This window comes from Amycolatopsis minnesotensis (assembly GCF_039529815.1).
Taxonomy (GTDB): domain Bacteria; phylum Actinomycetota; class Actinomycetes; order Mycobacteriales; family Pseudonocardiaceae; genus Amycolatopsis; species Amycolatopsis minnesotensis.
Genome location: NZ_BAAANN010000008.1, coordinates 113367 through 131597, shown reverse-complemented (window position 1 = coordinate 131597; position 18231 = coordinate 113367). Strand labels below are relative to the sequence as shown.

General features: G+C 72.5%; 9 protein-coding genes. 2 read left to right on the top strand and 7 right to left on the bottom strand.

Translation table 11 applies throughout. The features are described from left to right. The first annotated feature begins 66 nt into the window (after positions 1-66). On the top strand, positions 67-351 hold the full coding sequence (locus ABD256_RS12240) for a hypothetical protein (protein ID WP_344416919.1): 285 nt from the start codon (positions 67-69) through the stop codon (positions 349-351). Here ABD256_RS12240 and ABD256_RS12235 read toward each other — a convergent pair. Genes ABD256_RS12235 through ABD256_RS12215 form a run of 5 tightly spaced genes read right to left on the bottom strand, consistent with a single transcriptional unit; the run spans position 326 to position 14871 of the window. Next, complete coding sequence (locus ABD256_RS12235; RefSeq protein ID WP_344416917.1) at positions 326-1090, bottom strand: thioesterase II family protein; 765 nt, start codon at positions 1088-1090, stop codon at positions 326-328. The genes ABD256_RS12240 and ABD256_RS12235 overlap by 26 nt on opposite strands. Then, positions 1087-2223, bottom strand: coding sequence for a Gfo/Idh/MocA family oxidoreductase (locus ABD256_RS12230; protein ID WP_344416915.1), 1137 nt, complete (start codon positions 2221-2223; stop codon positions 1087-1089). The genes ABD256_RS12235 and ABD256_RS12230 overlap by 4 nt, the downstream gene beginning before the upstream one ends. Further along, a complete protein-coding gene (locus tag ABD256_RS12225; protein WP_344416913.1) occupies positions 2217-3290 on the bottom strand; it encodes a saccharopine dehydrogenase NADP-binding domain-containing protein in 1074 nt (357 codons plus the stop codon). The genes ABD256_RS12230 and ABD256_RS12225 overlap by 7 nt, the downstream gene beginning before the upstream one ends. Next, entirely contained in the window at positions 3287-8362 is a 5076-nt protein-coding gene (locus ABD256_RS12220) for a non-ribosomal peptide synthetase (RefSeq protein WP_344416911.1), read from the bottom strand. Before ABD256_RS12220 ends, ABD256_RS12225 begins: the two co-directional genes overlap by 4 nt. Continuing rightward, the gene (locus ABD256_RS12215; RefSeq protein ID WP_344416909.1) at positions 8359-14871 is read right to left on the bottom strand and encodes an amino acid adenylation domain-containing protein; all 6513 of its coding nucleotides are present in this window, start codon (positions 14869-14871) and stop codon (positions 8359-8361) included. The genes ABD256_RS12220 and ABD256_RS12215 overlap by 4 nt, the downstream gene beginning before the upstream one ends. 152 nt (positions 14872-15023) lie before the next feature. Between ABD256_RS12215 and ABD256_RS12210 the strand changes: the two genes are divergently transcribed. Further along, positions 15024-16229, top strand: a complete 1206-nt coding sequence (locus ABD256_RS12210; RefSeq protein ID WP_344416906.1) for a cytochrome P450 — start codon at positions 15024-15026, stop codon at positions 16227-16229. Here ABD256_RS12210 and ABD256_RS12205 read toward each other — a convergent pair. Both ABD256_RS12205 and ABD256_RS12200 read right to left on the bottom strand, forming a co-directional pair. Further along, on the bottom strand, positions 16216-17238 hold the full coding sequence (locus ABD256_RS12205) for a methyltransferase (RefSeq protein ID WP_344416903.1): 1023 nt from the start codon (positions 17236-17238) through the stop codon (positions 16216-16218). The genes ABD256_RS12210 and ABD256_RS12205 overlap by 14 nt on opposite strands. A 32-nt stretch (positions 17239-17270) precedes the next feature. Next, positions 17271-18230, bottom strand: a complete 960-nt coding sequence (locus ABD256_RS12200) for a ferritin-like domain-containing protein (protein ID WP_344416900.1) — start codon at positions 18228-18230, stop codon at positions 17271-17273. Position 18231: the final 1 nt, after the last annotated feature.

The window sequence follows — 18231 nt, the reverse complement described above, 5'->3', positions numbered from 1 at the left end:
CGGTCCAAGCATCTCCCTCGCGCTGCGGGTATGCCCGCGATGCGCCGGACTAGCGGAGGCCGCCCGATGACGCCTGAAGAGATCGAAGCAAAAGCCCTCGAACGAATCGAGGTCGCCAAGTCGGATTCCGACCACCACAGGAGAAAACTCGCCATACGGTGGCTACGCGACCACGGGATGGCGGACCGCATCCCAGTGCGGGAGACTCCCCGGACGAACCCTTCCACCGTCCACAAAGGAACGGTCTGCTGGGTGAACGACCACCTCGCCCGCAAGTGCCGGTGCTTCGACCCGGACGCCCCGGAATGGGACCCCTACCAGGAAATCACCGCGACGTACCGACCGTGCTGAGACCGGCGGCGGCGAGTTCTCCGGCCACCGCGCTGGTGACGGCGTCGAACCGCGACACGAGGTAGAAGTGCCCGCCGGGGAAGGTGTGCAGCCGGAACCGCCCGGTGGTGCACCCCCGCCAGTCGGCGACCGCGCGCAGTTCGGCCTCCGGGTCCGCGTCGCCGCCCAGTGCGATGATCGGCGTGGCCAGCGGCGGGCCGAGGGTGGGCGTGTGCGTTTCGATCAGCCGGTAGTCGGCCCGCAGCGGCGGCAGCGCGATCTCCCGGACGACGGCGTTGTCCAGCAACGAATCCTGGCTGCCGCCGAGCGCGCGCACGTGGTTCCACAGCGCCTCGTCGGAGCCGAGGTGCCTGCGCCCCCGCCGATGGTGCCGCGGGGCGGGCCTGCCGGACACGAACAGCGCGTCCGGTCCGATGCGGTGCGCGACCTCCCAGGCGACCGAGGCGCCCATGCTGTGCCCGAACAACGCGAGCCCGCGTCCCGGCACGGACCTCAGCTCGTCGATGATCGCCGCGACCATCGTCGGCATGTCGTCCACCAAGGGTTCCCGGATCCGGTCGAGCCTGCCCGGGTACTGGACGGCCACCAGTTCCACGTCCTCGGGCAGCGCGGTGGCCCACCGCCGGTAGAACGCGGCGCTGCCACCGCTGTGCGGGAAGCACACCAGCCGCGCGCTCGGCGAGGCGCGGGGCCGGAAGGTGCGCAGCCACGACTGCGGCCTGGTCAGCTCCGCCGTCATCGCCCACCTGCCGAAGCGGCCGCCTTCTCCAGTGTCAGGAGATCCGCGACGTCGAAGGGCGACGGCGGCTTGTCGGTGAGCAGCTCGGGCGGGCCGAGCCGGGCGGTCAGCTCCTGCCACAGCTTGCACAGGGTGAGGTGGTGCCTGCCCTCGCGCAGCGGGTCCTCGCCGGTGCCCGCCGCGTGCCACAGCTCGCCGATCGCACGGATCACCCCGGCGGGCCACACGGTCTGGAACACCTCCCGGTACGAAGGCGTCCTCGCGGGACCGAGCACGGCCGAACTGTCCACTTCGGACTGTGCACTCGCCTCGAAATAGGGATCGGCGCCCTCGCCGACCACCTCGCGCGGGAAGGCGGGACGCGCCGACCACACCACCGGGCCGTGCGTGCCGGCCAGGCTGAGGTTTCCCGCGTCGGTGCCGATGCTGATCCGGTGCATCAGGTGCGCGTAGTTGTCCGGGTCGGCGGGGTCCATCTGGTTCTGCACCCGCACCGTGATCGGGATCCCGGCGAACACCCCGTCGAGGCTGCGGAACGGGATCACCAGCGAGGTCCCGCCCCGCACCGCGCGGTCCAGTTCGGGCACCGGGCCGAACGCCCACGGCCGGGCGCCGCCGACGCTGCGGGCGAGCACGTCCAGCAGCGAGTAGGCGAGCTGGAAACCGCACGCCGCGTCCAGGAACAGCGGCTGCCGGGTCGACAGCAGCTCCCGCGCGGCGGCGATGAACCGGCGGACCGGCTCCTGGTGGCAGTAGAACGCGTTGAGCCGGTAGACGACCTTGTTCCGCCGTGCCGCGCGCAGGCACCCCGCCAGTTCGTCGTGGTGCAGCGGATGTTCCTGGAGCACGTGGATCCCGCGATCGAGCAGCGCCGTGGCCAGTTCCGAACCGCGCCCGCCGAGCAGCCCGCCGCGAATCACCACGCATGCCATGTCGATGTCCGGCGGCAGTTCGCCGGGATCGGTGTAGAGCGGCACGCCGTAGTGCTCGGCGCACGACCGCGAACGCCTGCTGCCGGTGCCGAGCACCCCGGCGAGTTCGAACGGCACATCCGGCTGCTTGAAGGCCTCCAGGTACACCTGCCCGAACCGGGTCCCGCACACCACGACGCGCGGCTTTCGTTCCCTCACCACACCTCCTCCTCGAAGTCCGCCGACTCCAGCGACTTGGGCACGACCTGCAGCTCGACGCCGTCGAGCGCGCCGAGCGCTTCCGCGGCGGTCACCGGGTCCAGCAGCTCGCCCGCGTGATGGGTTCCCGCGGGCACCGCGCCGCGCAGCACCTGGCGCACGGTCAGTGCCGCGAACGCACCGGTGAGCGCGCTGGCACCGGTGCCCCGCAACGCGACGGTGACCCCATCGCCCGCGCTGGTGGCTTCCGTGACGAGCAACGCGTACGGCTGCCTGCCGAACAGGTCGAGTTCGCTGGCCGCGGCGAGCCGCTCAGCCGCCGTCTCGGGATCGCTGTCGCCGCCGAGCGCGGCCAGCGCCCGGTCCCCCGCGAACACCGAGTACGACTCGAGCCGGTCCAGACCGGCCGCGGCCGCGATCCGCGCCAGCTCGTTTCCGAGGTACGGGCGCGCGGTGACGCGCTCGGGGAAGAACGGGAGCAGCGCCGCCGGACGCGTCGCCAGCGCACCGGACACCTTCCGGCCGCCGTCCCACGCCGCGAGCGGCTCCCCGAACGCGTCCGCCCCGCCGGTGAGGAAGTCGGCCGCGGCCACCGCGGTGAACCGGTCCCGTCCGCCCGCGTACACCGTGACGCGGCGCGCGTCCGGCAGCAGCGCCAGCGCGTATCGCGGCAGCAGCGCGGAAACACCCGGCAGCATCCCGGCCGACAGCGCGGCCGTCCGGCCCGGCGGGATGAGCCCGCTGACCGACGTGAACAGTTCGTCATCGCCCGCCGCGTCGACGTAGTCGCAGCCCGACGCCAATGCGGCCTCGGCGACCGATGTCCCCACCTCGAAGGCGGGCCCCGCGCAGTTGAGCACCACCGCGCAGCCGTCGCAGAAGTGCGCCAGCGACAACGGGTCCCGGACGTCGACGGCGACGGCCTCCCCGCCGGATGCCGCCTCGGCGACGAAGCGCGCGGCTCGTTCGAGTGCGCGTCCACCGACGCGGATCGGGCCGAGATCCCAGCCGCCGAGCGCGCGCACGGCCGCCGCACCGACGGCACCGTAGCCGCCGACGACGCCGATCATCCGGTCACCTCGTCGAGCCGCGTCACCAGTTCGTCCGGCGTGACCCGCACCTCCTGGAGGTCGCCGAGGCAGAGCTCGGCGAAGAACTCCCGGTCGGCATCCGCGCCGGTGTCGATCAGGACCAGGTCACCCGCGTGGAGACCCGGTTCGTGCCTGGCGAAGGGCTCGTGCCAGGGGCCGGTGCCGTCCCCCTCCGGGCGCGTGGCGTCGAGCAGCACGAGCGTTCCGGTCTCGGCACCGGTGTCGAGGAGCGCACCGGCCACTTCGACGGCGAGCACCGCACCGGTTCCCTTGCCGAGCACGCGGACGCGGTCGATCCCGGCGTCGGCGACCGCGCGCGCGTAGCGCACCGCAACCGCCGCGAGATCCTGTTCACCGGGTGCCGTGGTGGCGCACAGCCCGAGCACGGGTGCCTTGCGGCCGAGCAGTTCGGCGAGTTCCTGGTAGCCGTCCACGGTGCCGGTGGTGTCGTGCACCAGCAGCCATGGCGTCGCCGGAGTTCCGGGATCGCGCAGCTCCCGCAACGGCGACGGCGCGGCGTCGGCGGGCGCCTCCGGCTCGCCGGTCACCGACGGCCCGCTCGCCAGTCCTTCGGCGAGTGCGGCGACCGTCGGCCGTTCCAGCAGGCGGCGCAACAGCTCGTCGAAGAACTGGTTCGCGGCCGCAGGCACCTCCTCCAGCACCCTGCCGGTGATCTGCGCGGCGATCAGGGAATCGCCGCCGAGCTGGAACAGGTTGTCGTCGCGGCCGACCGCGGGCATCCCGAGCGCTTCCGCCCAGATGGCCCCGAGCACGCGCTCCAGGTCGCTTTCCGCGGCGTCGATCTCGGCGGTCGCGGTGGCCTCGGCCCGCCGGGGAACCATGGCGCGCAACGCCTTGCGGTCGATCTTGCCGCTGTCGGACACGGGCAGCCCGTCGAGCACCACGATCCCGTTCGGGAGCATGTACTCGGGCAACCGCCCGGCCAGCGCGGGCAGCAGTTCCTCCGGTCGCGCCGCGGCGCGGTCCGCCTTGACGCGGGCGGCGAACAGGCACAGCCCGAGTTCCCCGAGCAGGCCGTCGCGTTCCGGCACGGACAGGCGGACGTCGGCGCCGCCGCGGGTGAGTTCGGCGAGCCAGGCTTCCCGTTCCAGGAACACCTGGTCCCGGCCGCGGCGCAGATCGGTGAAATCGGCCGCCTCCTCGTCGACGCGCACGAGCAGTTCGAGCGAGGTCATGATCTGGTAGTGGTCGCGGGTCATCTCCAGCGCCAGCAGCCAGCCGGACGGCGCGACCACGTCCACGAGCCGGTCGAGCGCGGCGGACACGTCGGTGGTGGCGTGCAGGACGTCCCCGGCGATGACGAGATCGACCGAGTTCGGCAGCAGTCCCTGTGCGCGGAGGTCCCGATCCAGGTCGAGGACACCGAAGCGCAGCCCTGGCCGCTCCCCGAAGCGCTCCTTGGCCTTGGTCAGGAAGAACCTCGACAGGTCCGTGCACAGGTAGTCGATCTCGACGCCGTCGAGCGCGTCCAGCACGGCGGCCGTGGAGCCACCGCCGCCCGCCCCCACTTCCAGCACCCGCAACGGGCCCGGCGAGGTGCGACGGTCGGCGAGCGCTCGCGCCGCGGCGCCGATCGCGCGATTGCCCCACCGGTTGAACAGGGCGTGTTCGTACAATGCCTGCGACCGGTCGAGCTTGCCTTCCGGGAACAGCAGCGCCAGCGGTTCGCTTTCGCCCCGCAGCAGGGCGGGAAGCACGTCGATGCTGGTGCGGAAGTAGTCGAGCAGCTCGGCGTCGGCCGGGTCCGCGGCGGCGTCCACCCGGTCCCACGCCTCGGCGACCAGCCCGGCGTCCACCGGCCGCAGCAGGCGGTACCGGCGCTGCTCGTCCGTGCCGAGGACGCCTTCCCGCACCAGCGCGGCCAGCCACCGCCGCACCAGCCGCCGATGCGCGGGCACGACATCGGCGGCGGACAGCACGTCTTCCTCGGTATGCGCCGATTCCCCATCGGTGAACAGGCCGCTCGATTGGAGCGCACGGACCATCGCGGGAAGCGCCACGTCATCGAGCCCGCGCGTGAACCGGAGATACCGCTCGCGATCCACGCCGGCCAGCTCGACCTCACCGGCGCTGGTGGCGGCACGGCCCAGTTCGACGGCGAGGCGTGCGCGATCGCCGCCGTCGGGAGGTGGCAGCGGGGCGCCGGTGACGAACGCGACCAGCCTGCGGTTCAACGGCTGGTCCCCGTCGACGACCACCGCCGCTTCGGCGACCGCGGCGTCCGCGCGGAGCGCGTCCTCCACTTCGGCCAGTTCGATCCGGTGACCCCGGATCTTGACCTGGAAGTCTTCCCTGCCAAGGAATTCGATGTCGCCGCTCGGCAGGTAGCGGCCGAGATCGCCGGTGCGGTACAGCCGCTCCCCCGTCGCCTCGCGCACCACGAACCGTTCCGCGGTGCGCTCGTCATCGCCGAGGTAGCCCGCGGCCACGCCGACGCCGCCGATGTACAGCTCGCCGGTCACCCAGTCCGGACGATCGCGCAATGCGGCATCGAGCACGTGGAAGGTCTGGTTCGCCAGCGGCCTGCCGTACGGGATGCTCACCCAGTCTTCCTGCACCTCGCCGATCGGGTGGTGGATGGACCAGATCGCGGCCTCGGTGGCGCCGCCGAGGCTCACCAGCGACAGCCCCGGCAGCCTGCCGCGGATCCGGTCCGGCAGTGCCACCGGGATCCAGTCCCCGGACAGCATGGCGAGCCGCAGCGTCGGCAGTGGCACGGTGCGCGCCACTTCCAGGTAGTCGGTGAGCATCTGCAACTGGGCAGGCACCGAGTTCCACACCGTGACCTGGTGCTCGGCGACGAGATCCGCCCAGTGCGAAGGATCGGCGCGGCGGGCGGGATCGGGGATCACCAGCGCGCCGCCGACCGCCAGCGGACCGAAGATGTCGTACACGGACAGGTCGAACCCGAGCTGAGACAGCCCGAGCACCCGGTCGCCGTCACCGATCCCGAAGCGGGAGTTGATGTCCGCCACCGTGTTCAGCGCGCTCCGGTGGCTGATCATCACGCCCTTCGGCACCCCGGTGGAGCCGGAGGTGTGAATGACGTAGGCGAGGTCGTCGCGCCCTGCCAGCGCGGGCATCCGCCGTGGTGCGGCCGGCGCCAGCCGGTCGACCGCGACCGGTGCCACGGCGGCCGGCCAGTCGGCTTCCGCGTCGGCACCCGCGACGAGCACGCGGCGGATGCCCGCGCCGTCGAGGATGCGGTCCCGCCTCGTCTTCGGCTGGCTGAGGTCGACCGGCGCGTAGACCGCGCCGGCCAGCAGGACGCCGAGCACGCCCACCACCTGCAACGGGCCCCGTTCGATCCGCACCGCGACGAGCTCGTTCGGCGCGCACCCGGCGCCGATGAGGTGTTCGGCCAGCCCCACCGCCCTGGCGAGCAGTTCACCGTAGGTCATCGCCTGCCCGCCCGCACTGACCGCGATCCGGTCCGGGGTCGCCAGCGCCTGTTCCACCACGGCCTCGTGCAGCAGGCCGCTCGGTTCCGGGGCCGTCGTGTCGTTCACCGCGCGACGCCGTTCCCGCTGGCTCTCCGGCAGGCTCACCGGCGCGGTGCTCTCCCACGCCCGCGCGTCCGCGGCCAGTTCGCCCAGCAATCGTTCGTAGGCGGCGAACATGTCGTCGACGGCACCGGGCTGGAACACGCCGTCGCGGACGTCCCAGTTGCTGGTGAGCCCGCCGCCGCGTTCGATGTTCTGGCAGTCCAGCCACACCTGCGGGGTCTGGCTGATCCCGTAGCCGAGCCGCCCCGTGTCGTGCTGGGTGTCCTTTTCGGACAATCCGATGGCGCTGGTGAACACCACCGGGAACAACGCGGCGTCGGCGCCCCTGCGGCGCGTCAGCTCGCGCATCACTTCGACTCCGCTGAACGAGCGGTGGTCGAGGTCCTCCCAGAGCCGGGACTGCGCGGCCTGCGCGCGCCCGGAAAAGCGCGGCGCGGACGTGGCGTCCACGGCCAGCAGCTCGACCGACGTGAAGTCCCCGATGAGCCCGTTCACCTGCTCGTGGAAGGGAAAGCGGTTGAGCAGGGTCACGTTGAGGGTGAACCGGGGGTGGCGGCTCCAGGCCGCCAGCGTCTCGGCGAAGGCGGCCAGTACCGCACCGGACGGGGTGACGTCGTGGTCGCGCGCCTGGCGGCAGAACGCGGACCACGTGTCCGGGTCGAGGGTCGTTTCCCAGCGGGAAAACCGCGGCTGCTGCTCGGGTTTCATCGGCAGCACGGGAAGTTCCGGCGCGGGCGGCTGGTCGTCGAGGCGGGCGAGCCAGTACTCGCGGTCGCGTTCGTGCCTGCCGTCGGCGGTCTGCCGCCGTTCGGCCATCAGGTAGTCGCGGAAGGTGATGTCCAACGGCGGCAACGCTTCTCCGGGACGCTCGTAGCAGGCGTGCAACTCGTGCAGCAGGGTCTGCACGCTGAGGAAGTCCGCCACCAGGAAGTCGATCGACACGTGCAGCACGGCTTCGGCCGCGGTGCGCGTGATCCGCACCGCGAACAGCGGCCACCTGTCCGGTGTGGACACCCGGTGGTCCAGCTCGGCCCGGTTGGCGGCCACCGCGGCGGCACCGTCCTCCGGCGTCGAGCCGCGCAGGTCGCGCACCGGGATCTCGAACGGCGGCACCTCCGGGAGCACGCGCTGCGAACCGTCCACGTCGACCACCGCGCGCAGCATGTCGTGCCGGTCGATCACGGCCCGCCAGGCCGCGGTCATCCGGTCCGGGTCGAGATCGGGGTAGTGCAACTCGCCGTAGCCGTGGCAGGCCACCCCGCCGTACGCGAACGCGGCGCCCCTGCCGAGCAGGTAGGCCGACTGGACGTCGGTGAGCGGGAACGGTTCGTGGCGCGCGCCTTCGTCCGGCACCAGCCGGTCGCCCTCGGCGAGCAGCGCGAGGATCTCGTCGCGGCGCTCGCGCAGTTCCGCCTTGCGCTCGTCGGTGAGCACCCCCGCCGGTGCGCGGAACCGCAGGCGCCCGCCGTCGTTCCACATCCGGACGCCGATCCCGCGTAGCTCGTCCAACAACGGCCTGGTCACAGGACCCCCTCCTCGAAGTCGTCGTCGAACGATGCCGCCTTGCCCGCGCACAGCACCGCCAGCTCGGCCACGGTCGGCGCCGCGAACACCTCGCGAAGGGAGACCTCCGCGCCGTGGCGCACCCGGAGCTGTTCGGTCAGCCGCGTCGCGAGGAGGCTGTCCCCGCCCAGCGCGAAGAAGCTCTGGTCCCGGCCGATGTCGGTGGTGTCGAGCAGCTCGCCCCACAGCCGGGCCAGCACCTGCTCGGCCGGCGTGGCGGGCAGGCTGCGCCGCACCGGCGCACCGTCCAAACGGGACAGCAGCGCCGCGCGGTCGAGCTTCCCGTTCGGTGACCGCGGCAGCTCGTCGAGCGCGAGCACGTTATCGGGAACCATGTAGGCGGGCAGCGATCCGCGCAGCGAAGCCTTCAGGCCCCCGTCGTCCGCGCCGGTAGCGGGCACCACCACCAGCGCGAGCGCACGCGCCGTCCCCGAACCGGTCACCAGCGCGACCGCGCCCGCGACACCGGGATGGGCTCGGGCCGCGGCCTCGATCTCGCCGAGTTCGATGCGATGGCCGCGGATCTTGACCTGGCTGTCGGCCCTGCCGAGGAACTCCAGCGTGCCGTCCGGCCAGTACCGCCCCCGGTCGCCGGTGCGATACCAGCGGCAGGAGTCTTCGTCGCGCACGAACCGTTCGGCGGTCAGCACGGGATCGCCGCGGTAGCCCGTCGCGACCCCCGCACCGCCGATCCACAGCTCCCCCGGCACCAGGTCCGGGCAGTCGCGCCCGCGCCGGTCGACGACGCGGTAGCACTGGTTGCGCAGGGGGAAGCCGTACGGGATCGAGGCCCAGCCTGACGGCACTTCGGTCCAGCCGCCGAGATCGAAGGCGTTCGACCAGATCGCCGCCTCGGTGGCGCCGCCGAGCGCGATCAGCCTGCCGCGCGGGCTGGCGGCGGTGAACCGTCCGGGCAGGTCCAACCCGACCCAGTCACCGGACACCAGCGCGAGCCGGAGCCCCGCCAGCGCATCGCCGCCACCCGCCGCGATCAGCGCCATGTCCAGCAACGCGGGAACCGTGTTCCACACGGTGACGGCGTGCTCGGCGACCAGCCGCAGCCAGACCCTGGCCTCCTTGCGGTCCTCCTCCGCGACCAGCACGACCGCCCCGCCCGCGCCGAGCAGGCCGAACAGGTCGTACACCGACAGGTCGAAGTCCAATGCGGACAACGCGAGCACCCGGTCCGCCGCGGTCACCGAGAACCGGGACCCGATGTCGTCCACCGTGTTCACCGCCGCGGCGTGGGTCACCTCGACGCCCTTGGGCTGTCCGGTCGAACCGGAGGTGAAGATGACGTACGCCGGTGCGCCGGGATCGACGGCGACGGGACCGCCCGCCGGTGCCCCGCCCGGATCCGGCGGCACGATCCGCACCGAAGCCTCCTCGGCGAACGGACCGTCCGGATCGGCCACCGCGAACCGCGCCCCGGCCCGTTCGAGGATGCGGGATCTGCGCTGCGCGGGCTGGTCCACGCCGATCGGCACGTAAGCGGCTCCAGCGGCGAGCACACCGAACACGGCGGCGACCTGACCGGTGCCGCGCGGCAGGGACACCGCCACCAGGTCGCCTGGCCGCACCCCGCAGGCGGTGAGTTCGGCGGCGATCCTCAGCGCGCGCTCGGAAAGCTCGCCGTAGCTCACCTCCACACCGTCGTCGATCAGCGCGACCGCGTCCGGGCTTTCGGCCGCGTTGGCGAAGAAGTCGTTGTGCAGCAACCCATCCGGGCGAGGGCCGGAGGTGTCGTTGACGCGGGCCCGCACCGCCCGTTGCGCGGCGGGCACCAGATCCGGCGGCCGTCCGGTCCACTCCGCGGTCGCCAGCCACAGCAGCAGCTTCCGGTAGGCCGCGAACATGTCGTCGAGCACGCCGGGCGGGAAGAGCTCGTCGACCGCGTCCCAGTTGTAGGCGAGCCCGCCGCCGCGTTCCATCACCTGGTTGTCCAGCCACACCTGCGGGGTCTGCGACAGGCCCCAGCACAGCTCCCCGAACGGGAACGACATCTCCACCAGGTCGGCCGGCATGCCGAGCGCGCTGGTGAACACCACCGGCATGGTCGACGGCGAGCCGGTGCGCGCCGCCAGTTCGCGCAGCACCCACAGCGCGGAAACGGCGTCGTTGGCCATGCCGTCCCAGAGGTTCTCCTGGAACCTCCTGGTCACGTCGAGCCAGCCGTCGCCCGGTCCGGTGCGGTGCTCCACCAGGAGCAGCGAGGTGAAGTCGCCCAGTACGCGCTGGATGTCGGGATGCACGTCGCGGCGGTTGAACAGGGTCAGGTTCAGGGTGAGGTCGGCCGCGCCGCTCCAGGTGGCGAGCACTTCGGCGTAGGCGGCGCCGAGCACCGCCGACGGGGTCAGGTCGTGGCGGCGCGCCTTCGACACGATCGCCTGCCACTGGCCGGGTGTCAGCGCCCCTTCCCGCCGGGCGAAACGGGGCGCCGAGATCCTGGCCGGGTCGATCACCAGCGGCAACGGCGGCGCGGATGGCAACGCGTCCAAGCGGGAACGCCAGTACTCCTCGGCCCGTGCCACGGTCACCGGATCCCGTTCGGTGGCGAGGTAGTCTCGGAAGGTCGCCGTCAGCGGCGCGAACCCGGTACCGGGATCTCGGTAGAGCGTGGCGAGTTCGTGCAGGAACCGGATGATGCTCAGCGCGTCCAGCACGATGTAGTCGAAGCTGAAGCCGAGCCTGGTCCGGTCGCCGTGCCGGACGGCGCGGATGCGCAGCAGCGGCCAGCTCGCCGGATCGGGGACGCGGGCGGAAAGTTCGTCCCGCAGCGCGGTCAGCTCGGCCGCGGTGTCCCCGGCGACTTCGACGGTGAACCGGGGCACCGAGGGCAACACGCGCTGGCTGCCGTCGATGTCGTCGAAGACGCAGCGGAGCATGTCGTGCCGGTCCACCAGGCGGTTGACCGCGTCCTCCAACCGCGCCAGGTCGACGTCCTCGCCGTCGAACTCCCAGTACCAGTGGGAACCGACGCCGCCGAGGGCGAAGTCGTCCTTGCGGCCGACCCAGTACGCCCGCTGGACGTCGGTCGGCTGGAACGGCTCGTGCCGGTGCTCCGGATCGGGCACGAGCCGAGCCTCCGGCACGACGGCGTCCCCGCGCTCGAGATCCGCCGCGAACTCGGAAAGCCTCGGCCTGGCGAACAACCGGCGAAGATCGGCCCCGGCGTATCCCGCCGCGCGCAGGGCGTTGACCACCTTGGTGGCGAGCAGGCTGTCGCCGCCGAGCGCGAAGAAGCTGTGGCTGCGGCCCACCTTCGCCACGCCGAGGGCAGCCGCCCACGCCTCGGCCACCGCCGTTTCGGCCGCCCCCACCGGTGGCTCGTCGATCTCGTCGATCTCGGCGCCCCGGCGGCGCGCGAGCAGCGCGGCCAGCGCTGCCCGGTCGATCTTTCCGTTGGCGGACAACGGGAACTCGTCGAGTAAGGCCACAGTGGACGGCACCATGTACGCCGGTACGCGCTCGGCGACGAGCGCGAGAAGCCGATCGGATTCCGGCTCAGCGCCCGAAACCGGGACCACCGCCGCGACGAGCGCGCGGGCGCCGGTCACCACGACGACCGCGCGGGCGATCTCCGGCACGGCCTCGAACGCGGCCTCCACCTCCCCCAGTTCGATCCGGTGCCCGCCGATCTTCACCTGGTGGTCGGCGCGGCCGAGGAACTCCACCGTCCCGTCCGGCCGGTACCGCGCCAGGTCCCCGGTGCGGTACCACCGCTTTCCGGCGTGGTGGACGAACTGCCGCGCGGTCCGGTCCGGGTCCCGGTGATACCCGTCGGCGACGGAGTCGCCCCCGATCCACAGCTCGCCAGGCACCCAGTCCGGGCGGTCGCGCCACCGGTGATCGGCCACGCGCAGGAGCTGGTTGGGCAGCGGCCTGCCGTAGGGCACCGAGGTCCAGTCCGGCGGGTCCGGCGGAACCTCCTGCACCGTCGAATGGATCGCGGTCTCGGTGGTGCCGCCCAGCGCGACGGTGCGCGCGCCGGGCGCGACCGCGTGCAGCCGGGCGCCGATGTCCACCGGCACCCAGTCGCCGCCGAGCAGTGCCAGCCGCACCGAGTCGAGCGGCGCCCCGTCCGCGGCCAGCAACAGCATGTCGAGCAGGGCGGGGACGGTCTGCCACACGGTGACCCGGTGCTCGCGCACCAGGCTGACGAACCGGTGCGCGTCCCGCAGCTCGTCTTCGCTCGGGACGACCACCGAGCCACCGGCGCCGAGCAGGCCGAAGAGGTCGTACACCGACAGGTCGAAGTCCAGCGCCGACAAGGCGAGCGCGCGGTCATCGGGGCCGACGCCGAACCGCGCGCCGATGGCGTCGACGGTGTTCACCGCGGCCCCGTGCGACACGACAACGCCCTTTGGCTCCCCCGTCGATCCGGAAGTGAACAGGAGATAGGCCGTGTCCTCGCCGCGTACGACGACCTCGGGACACTCCGCGGGCGCGCCGTCGACCGGCACGGTCTCGATCCCCGGCGGCAAGTCCGCGAGGTGCGCGCCGACGACGAACCGAGCGCCCGCGGCGCGCAGGATGCGATCGCGCCGGTGCGCGGGCTGCCCGATGCCGACCGGTACGTAGGCCGCGCCCGTGCGCAGGATCGCCAGCACCGCGACGATCTGCTCGGTGCCCTTCGGCAGGCTGATCGCGACGACGGCACCAGGCCCGGCCCCGCGCGCCGCGAGCCGCCCGGCGAGACCGGCCGACGCCCGCGCCAGCTCGCCGTAGGTCACTTCGCCGTCGCCGGAAAGCAGCGCGGTACGCCCGGGATCGCGCCCCGCCCAGGCGAGAACGTCCTCGTGCAGACCGCGATCACGCTTCGGCGCCGTCACGTCGTTGGCTTCGGCGCGCACCTGCCGCGCCGAGGGGCCGAGCGGCTCCGGAGGGGTCGCCGACCAGTCCGCACCGGGCGCGGTCGCCCAGGCCAGCAGCCGCAGGTAGGCCGCGAACATCGCGTCGACCATGCCGGGCGGGAACAGCTCGGCCACCACGTCCCAGTTGAGGAACACCCCGCCCTCGCGTTCGGTGACCTGGAAGTCGAGCCACACCTGGGGCGTCTGCGACATCGTCCAGCCCGGCTCGCCGAACCGTGCCCGGACCCCCTCGTCGAACAGCTCGCCGAGGCTCAGCGCGCTGGTGAACACCACCGGTGCCCCGGCGGCGCCGCGCTGGGCGGCGAGATCGCGCAGCACGTCCAGACCCGAATAGGCGGCATGGGCCGCGTCGGCGCGCATCCGCTCCTGCAGCCTGGTCGCGGCCGCGGCGAACCCGTCGTCCCCGGTCGTGTCGACCGCCAGCACCAGCAGGCCGGTGAAGTCGCCGACCAGCATGGGCACGTCCTCGTGCACCGGCCTGCGGTCGTAGAGCGGGAGGTTGAGCAGGAAGCGAGGACTGGCGCTCCACGCGGAAAGGACTTCGGCGAAGGCGGCGAGCAGTACCGCGGAAACCGTCAGCCCGTGCTCCCGCGCTCGCTCGCGCAGCGCCGCGTCGGCTGGCTCGGACAGGCGGTGCTGCCAGCGGCGGACCCGATGCCCGCGCACCCGCTCCGGCGCCACGGCGAGCGGTAGCTCGGGCGGGCCCGGCAGTTCGGCGAGTCGTTCTTGCCAGTACCGCCGATCGCGCTCGCGTTCCGGTTCCCTGGCCAGCGCCGCCGCCAGGAGGTACTGCTGGTACGACAACCGGATCGGCGGCAGCGCGGTGCCGGGATCGGCGTAGAGCGCGGCGAGCTCGGAGAGCAGATTCCGGAAGCTGTGCGCGTCGGCGGCGAGCATCTCGATGCTGACGTGCATCCGGGTGGCGCCGTCCGGCAGCAGGGAAAGCTGCACGTCGAACACCTCGCCGCGCTCCACTTCGAGCTTGCGGTGCGAGATCTCCTCGCGCAGTTCCGCCAGCCGCTCCTGCCTGCGGCGAACGGAAAGCGGGCGCAGGTCGTGCACGGCGACCCCGGCACTCGGCGCGTGCCCGGCGATCTGCTGCGTGCCGTCGTCGAGGAACACCGCACGCAGCATGGGATGCCGCCGGACCAGCGCGGCGAGCGCGTGGCGGAGCCGGTCGGGATCGAGCCCGGTGCCGTCGAACTCGTTGTAGAAGTGCGCGCCGACGCCACCGAGCGGCTGCCCGTCGTCGCGCCCCACCCAGTAAGCGTGCTGGAGTTCGGCGAGCGCGAACGGCGCCGCCGGATCCACCTCGGGCAGCGACGGCGCGGCGGCCGCGCCCTCGGTCATCCGCGCGGCCACCAGGTCCCACCACTCGGCGAGCGTGCGGCTCTCGATCAGCTCGGCGAAGGTGATGCGCGCGCCCGCGTGCCGCCACCGGGTCGCCAGCCGCATCAGGCCCAGCGAATCGAGACCGAGCCGGAGCAGATCGTCGTCCGCCCCCACCTGCGCCGGAAGCAGGTCGAGCCCGGCCGCCACGTCGGCGCGCATGCGTTCGAAGTGCAGGACCCCGTCACCCTCACTGCTGCTGGCCACTCGCCGATCCTCCGACCGTCACCAAAACCCAGATACTCTGCTTGGGTACCGCACCGCGATACTAGATGACCTCCGCCACCACAGGAACAACTATCTTCTTTCTCGTTTTACCGTCTTGCGTGCCGTGCCGGGGACGGCCGACACTGGCCGTCATGCGTCCCGCAGCGCTTCCTCCCCGGTTCGACCCTCGCGAGCCCGAGGTCGTCGAGAACCCCTACCCGACCTACGCGCGGCTGCGCGCGGCAGGACCGCTGTGCCGTTCCGGCGCGGGAAGCTGGGCGGTCACCCGGCACGCCGACGTGCTCCGCCTGCAACGGGATCCGCGCCTCGGCAGCCAGTTCCCCGAGCACTACCACCGGCTTTCCGCTGGCGACGGGGCGGCGAGCGCGTTCTTCCAGCGGATCATGCTCTACCGCGACCCGCCGGAGCACCTTCGCCTGCGCAAGCTGATGGGCAAGGCGTTCAGCCCAGCGATGGTGCGCCGGATGCGAGCGGACATCGAGGCGATCACCGACGAGCTGCTGGCACCCGCGCTGGACGGGGGCGGCCTCGACGTGGTTCCCGAGCTGGCCTATCCGCTGCCGGTACGGGTCATCTGCCGGTTGATGGGCATCCCGGAGGAGTCGACCGACGAGGTCAGGCGGTTCGCGATCGACCTCGGCCGCGCCTTCGCCGCCATCGTGCCGGACGAGGCGCGCGCCGCGGCCGACACGGCGGTCGGCTGGCTGCGCGAGCGCATCGGCGCGCTGCTGGCCGAACGCAGGCGGCACCCCCGCGAGGACCTGATCTCGCGGCTGCTGGCGGTGGAAGACGCCGGTGAAGCGCTGACCCACTCCGAAATCGTGGACAACACGGTGTTCTCGTTCTTCGCGGGCTTCGAAACCACCGTCCACCTGATCACCACCGGCTGGGCCGCGCTGCTCGACCACCCCGCCGAACGCGCCCGCCTGCTCGACCGGCCGGGCCTCGCCGCCACGGCGGTCGAGGAGTTCCTCCGTTACGACGCGCCGATCCAAGGCACCGCCAGGTACCTGAACGCCCCGGTGGAGATCGAGGGCAGGAAGCTGCGCGCCGGCCGCGTCCTGATCCTCCTGCTCGGCTCGGCCAACCACGACGAGTCCGTGTTCGACGACCCGGCCGCACTGGACATCGGCCGCACGCCGAACCCGCACGTGACCTTCGGCGGCGGCGCACACCTGTGCCTCGGCGCGTTCCTGGCGCGGATGGAAGGCACCATCGTGTTCGAGCGGCTCGCTTCTCGTGTCCGCGAGTTCTCCGCGGCCGGCCCGGCGCACAGGCAGGCCAACACCCCGTTCCGCGCCTACGCGACGGTGCCCGTGGCGCTCAGCCCGCGGTGAGCTCGCCCTCCAGCACCGTCAACGTCGCCGTCGGCACGACGCGCACCAGCCGCAGCCCCGCCCGTTCCAGCAGAGCGGCGTTCTGCTCACGCGTGCGGTGCCTGCCGCCGGTAAGCACCATCGTGTGCACGTCGAACAGCTTCGCCACGTCGTAGGCGTCGCCGGGAACCCGCACGGCTTCCAGCAGCACCAGCCGCGCCCCCGGCTCCATCGCCTCGGCGACGTTGCCGAGCAGGCGGACCGCCTCGTCGTCGGTGAACCCCGGCAGCACGGTCTTGAGCACGTAGACGTCCGCGCCGCGCGGCGCGCGGTCGAACAGGTCACCACCGAGCACCGCGCACCGGTCGGCCACCCCCGCCCCGGTCAGCACCGGTCCGGCGCCGGAAACCACGTGCGGCAGGTCGTAGAGCATCCCGCGCAGCCGGGGATGCCGCCCCAGGATCCCGGCGAGGAAGCCACCCGTGCCGCCGCCGAGATCCGCGACCGTGCTCGCGGTGCCCCACGGGTAGGCGGGCAGCACGGTGCGCAGGTGCAGCCGGTTCGCGCCGCGCATCCACCGGTCCACGCTGGCGCTGTCGTCCGGGTTCGCCGCGAGGTGCGTCCAGTAGTCGGTGCCGTGCACCACGTCGAACGCGGGTGCGCCGGTACGCACCGGGACGTCGAGCCGTGACCAGGCCAGCACGTCGGCGGCGAACAGGGAATGCGTGTCGCGCAGGGAAAGCGGGTGGTCGGCGCGCAACGGCCTGCCGAGCCCGGTGAGGGTGAACTCCCCCGGCTCGGGCTCGGCCACGATCCCGCGCGAGGCGAGCACGCGCAACAAGCGCAGCAGGGCGGGCGCTTGGGTGCCGGTGCGCTCCGCGAGCGTCTCGACCGGAGCGGGGCCGTCGTCGAACGCGTCGGCCACGCCGAGCGAGCAGGCGGTGCGAATGGCGAAGGGAACGATGTAATCGGCCAGTTCGGCCAGGCGCACCACCGAATCGAGGTCGTACCGCGGGGTCTGCTGTGCCATCCGGAGCGATTCCTCCCTCCGGTCGTCACCGCTCACCGGCCGTCCAGCCTGCCGAGCGAGACCCCGAGCAGTCCCAGTCCCGCCAAGCCGTCGCGGACCCGTTCGGTCATCAGGCCGATCTGCCGCAGCGCCAGGCCCACCCGCGAGAAGATGGCCTGCCGGTAGGCGATCATGAGCTGGTGCCGCCTGGCGAACTCGGTCCCCTCGTGCTGGTCGATGTCCAGCCGCTGCCACACGTCGTCGAGCAGGAACCGCCGCCGGATCAGGCTCGCCGCCTGCAGCACCAGCTCCTCCCGCTCCACCCGCTCCGCCGTGGTCAGCTCGCCGTAGACCCCGCCGAGCGACAGCACCCCGAACGCGACGTGCCGCGCCTCGTCCCTGGCCACCAGCCGGGTGATGTCCTTGATCAGATCGTCGTGGAAGGTGCGCTCGGCGAGCCGGAAGGCGGCCATCGCCAGCGCCTCCACCATGATCTGCATGCCGAGCGCGGTCACGTCCCACCTGGCGTCGCTGAGGATGTCCCGCAGCAGCTGGTGCAGCGGTTCGGAAACCTCGTAGGGGTGCTCGACCTTTTCGGCGAGGTAGCGGGAAAAGGCGTCGACGTGCCGCGCCTCGTCGACGGCCTGGCTGGCCGCGTACATCTTGCTGTCCAGATCGGGCACGGTCTCCACCAGCCGCCCCGCCACCACGAGCGCGGCCTGCTCCCCGTGCAGGAACTGGCTGACCATCCAGGACTGCAGCTCCCAGCGGAAGGCGTCCCACATCGGCCTGCCCCGCCGCGCCATCGGCGACTCGCGGAAGGCCGACATCGCGAAGGCCGAATCGTCGGCGAGCGGGGCGCCGAACGGAACCTCGATCGACCAGTCGATGTCTTCCACGGACCACTGGGCGTGGCGGGCGCGGTCGTAGAGGCGGCGCACCCGCTCGTCCACCGCCTCGTAGTCCCAGTCGAGCTCGGCGGACACTTCGGCGGCGACGACCGTTCTGCGCATA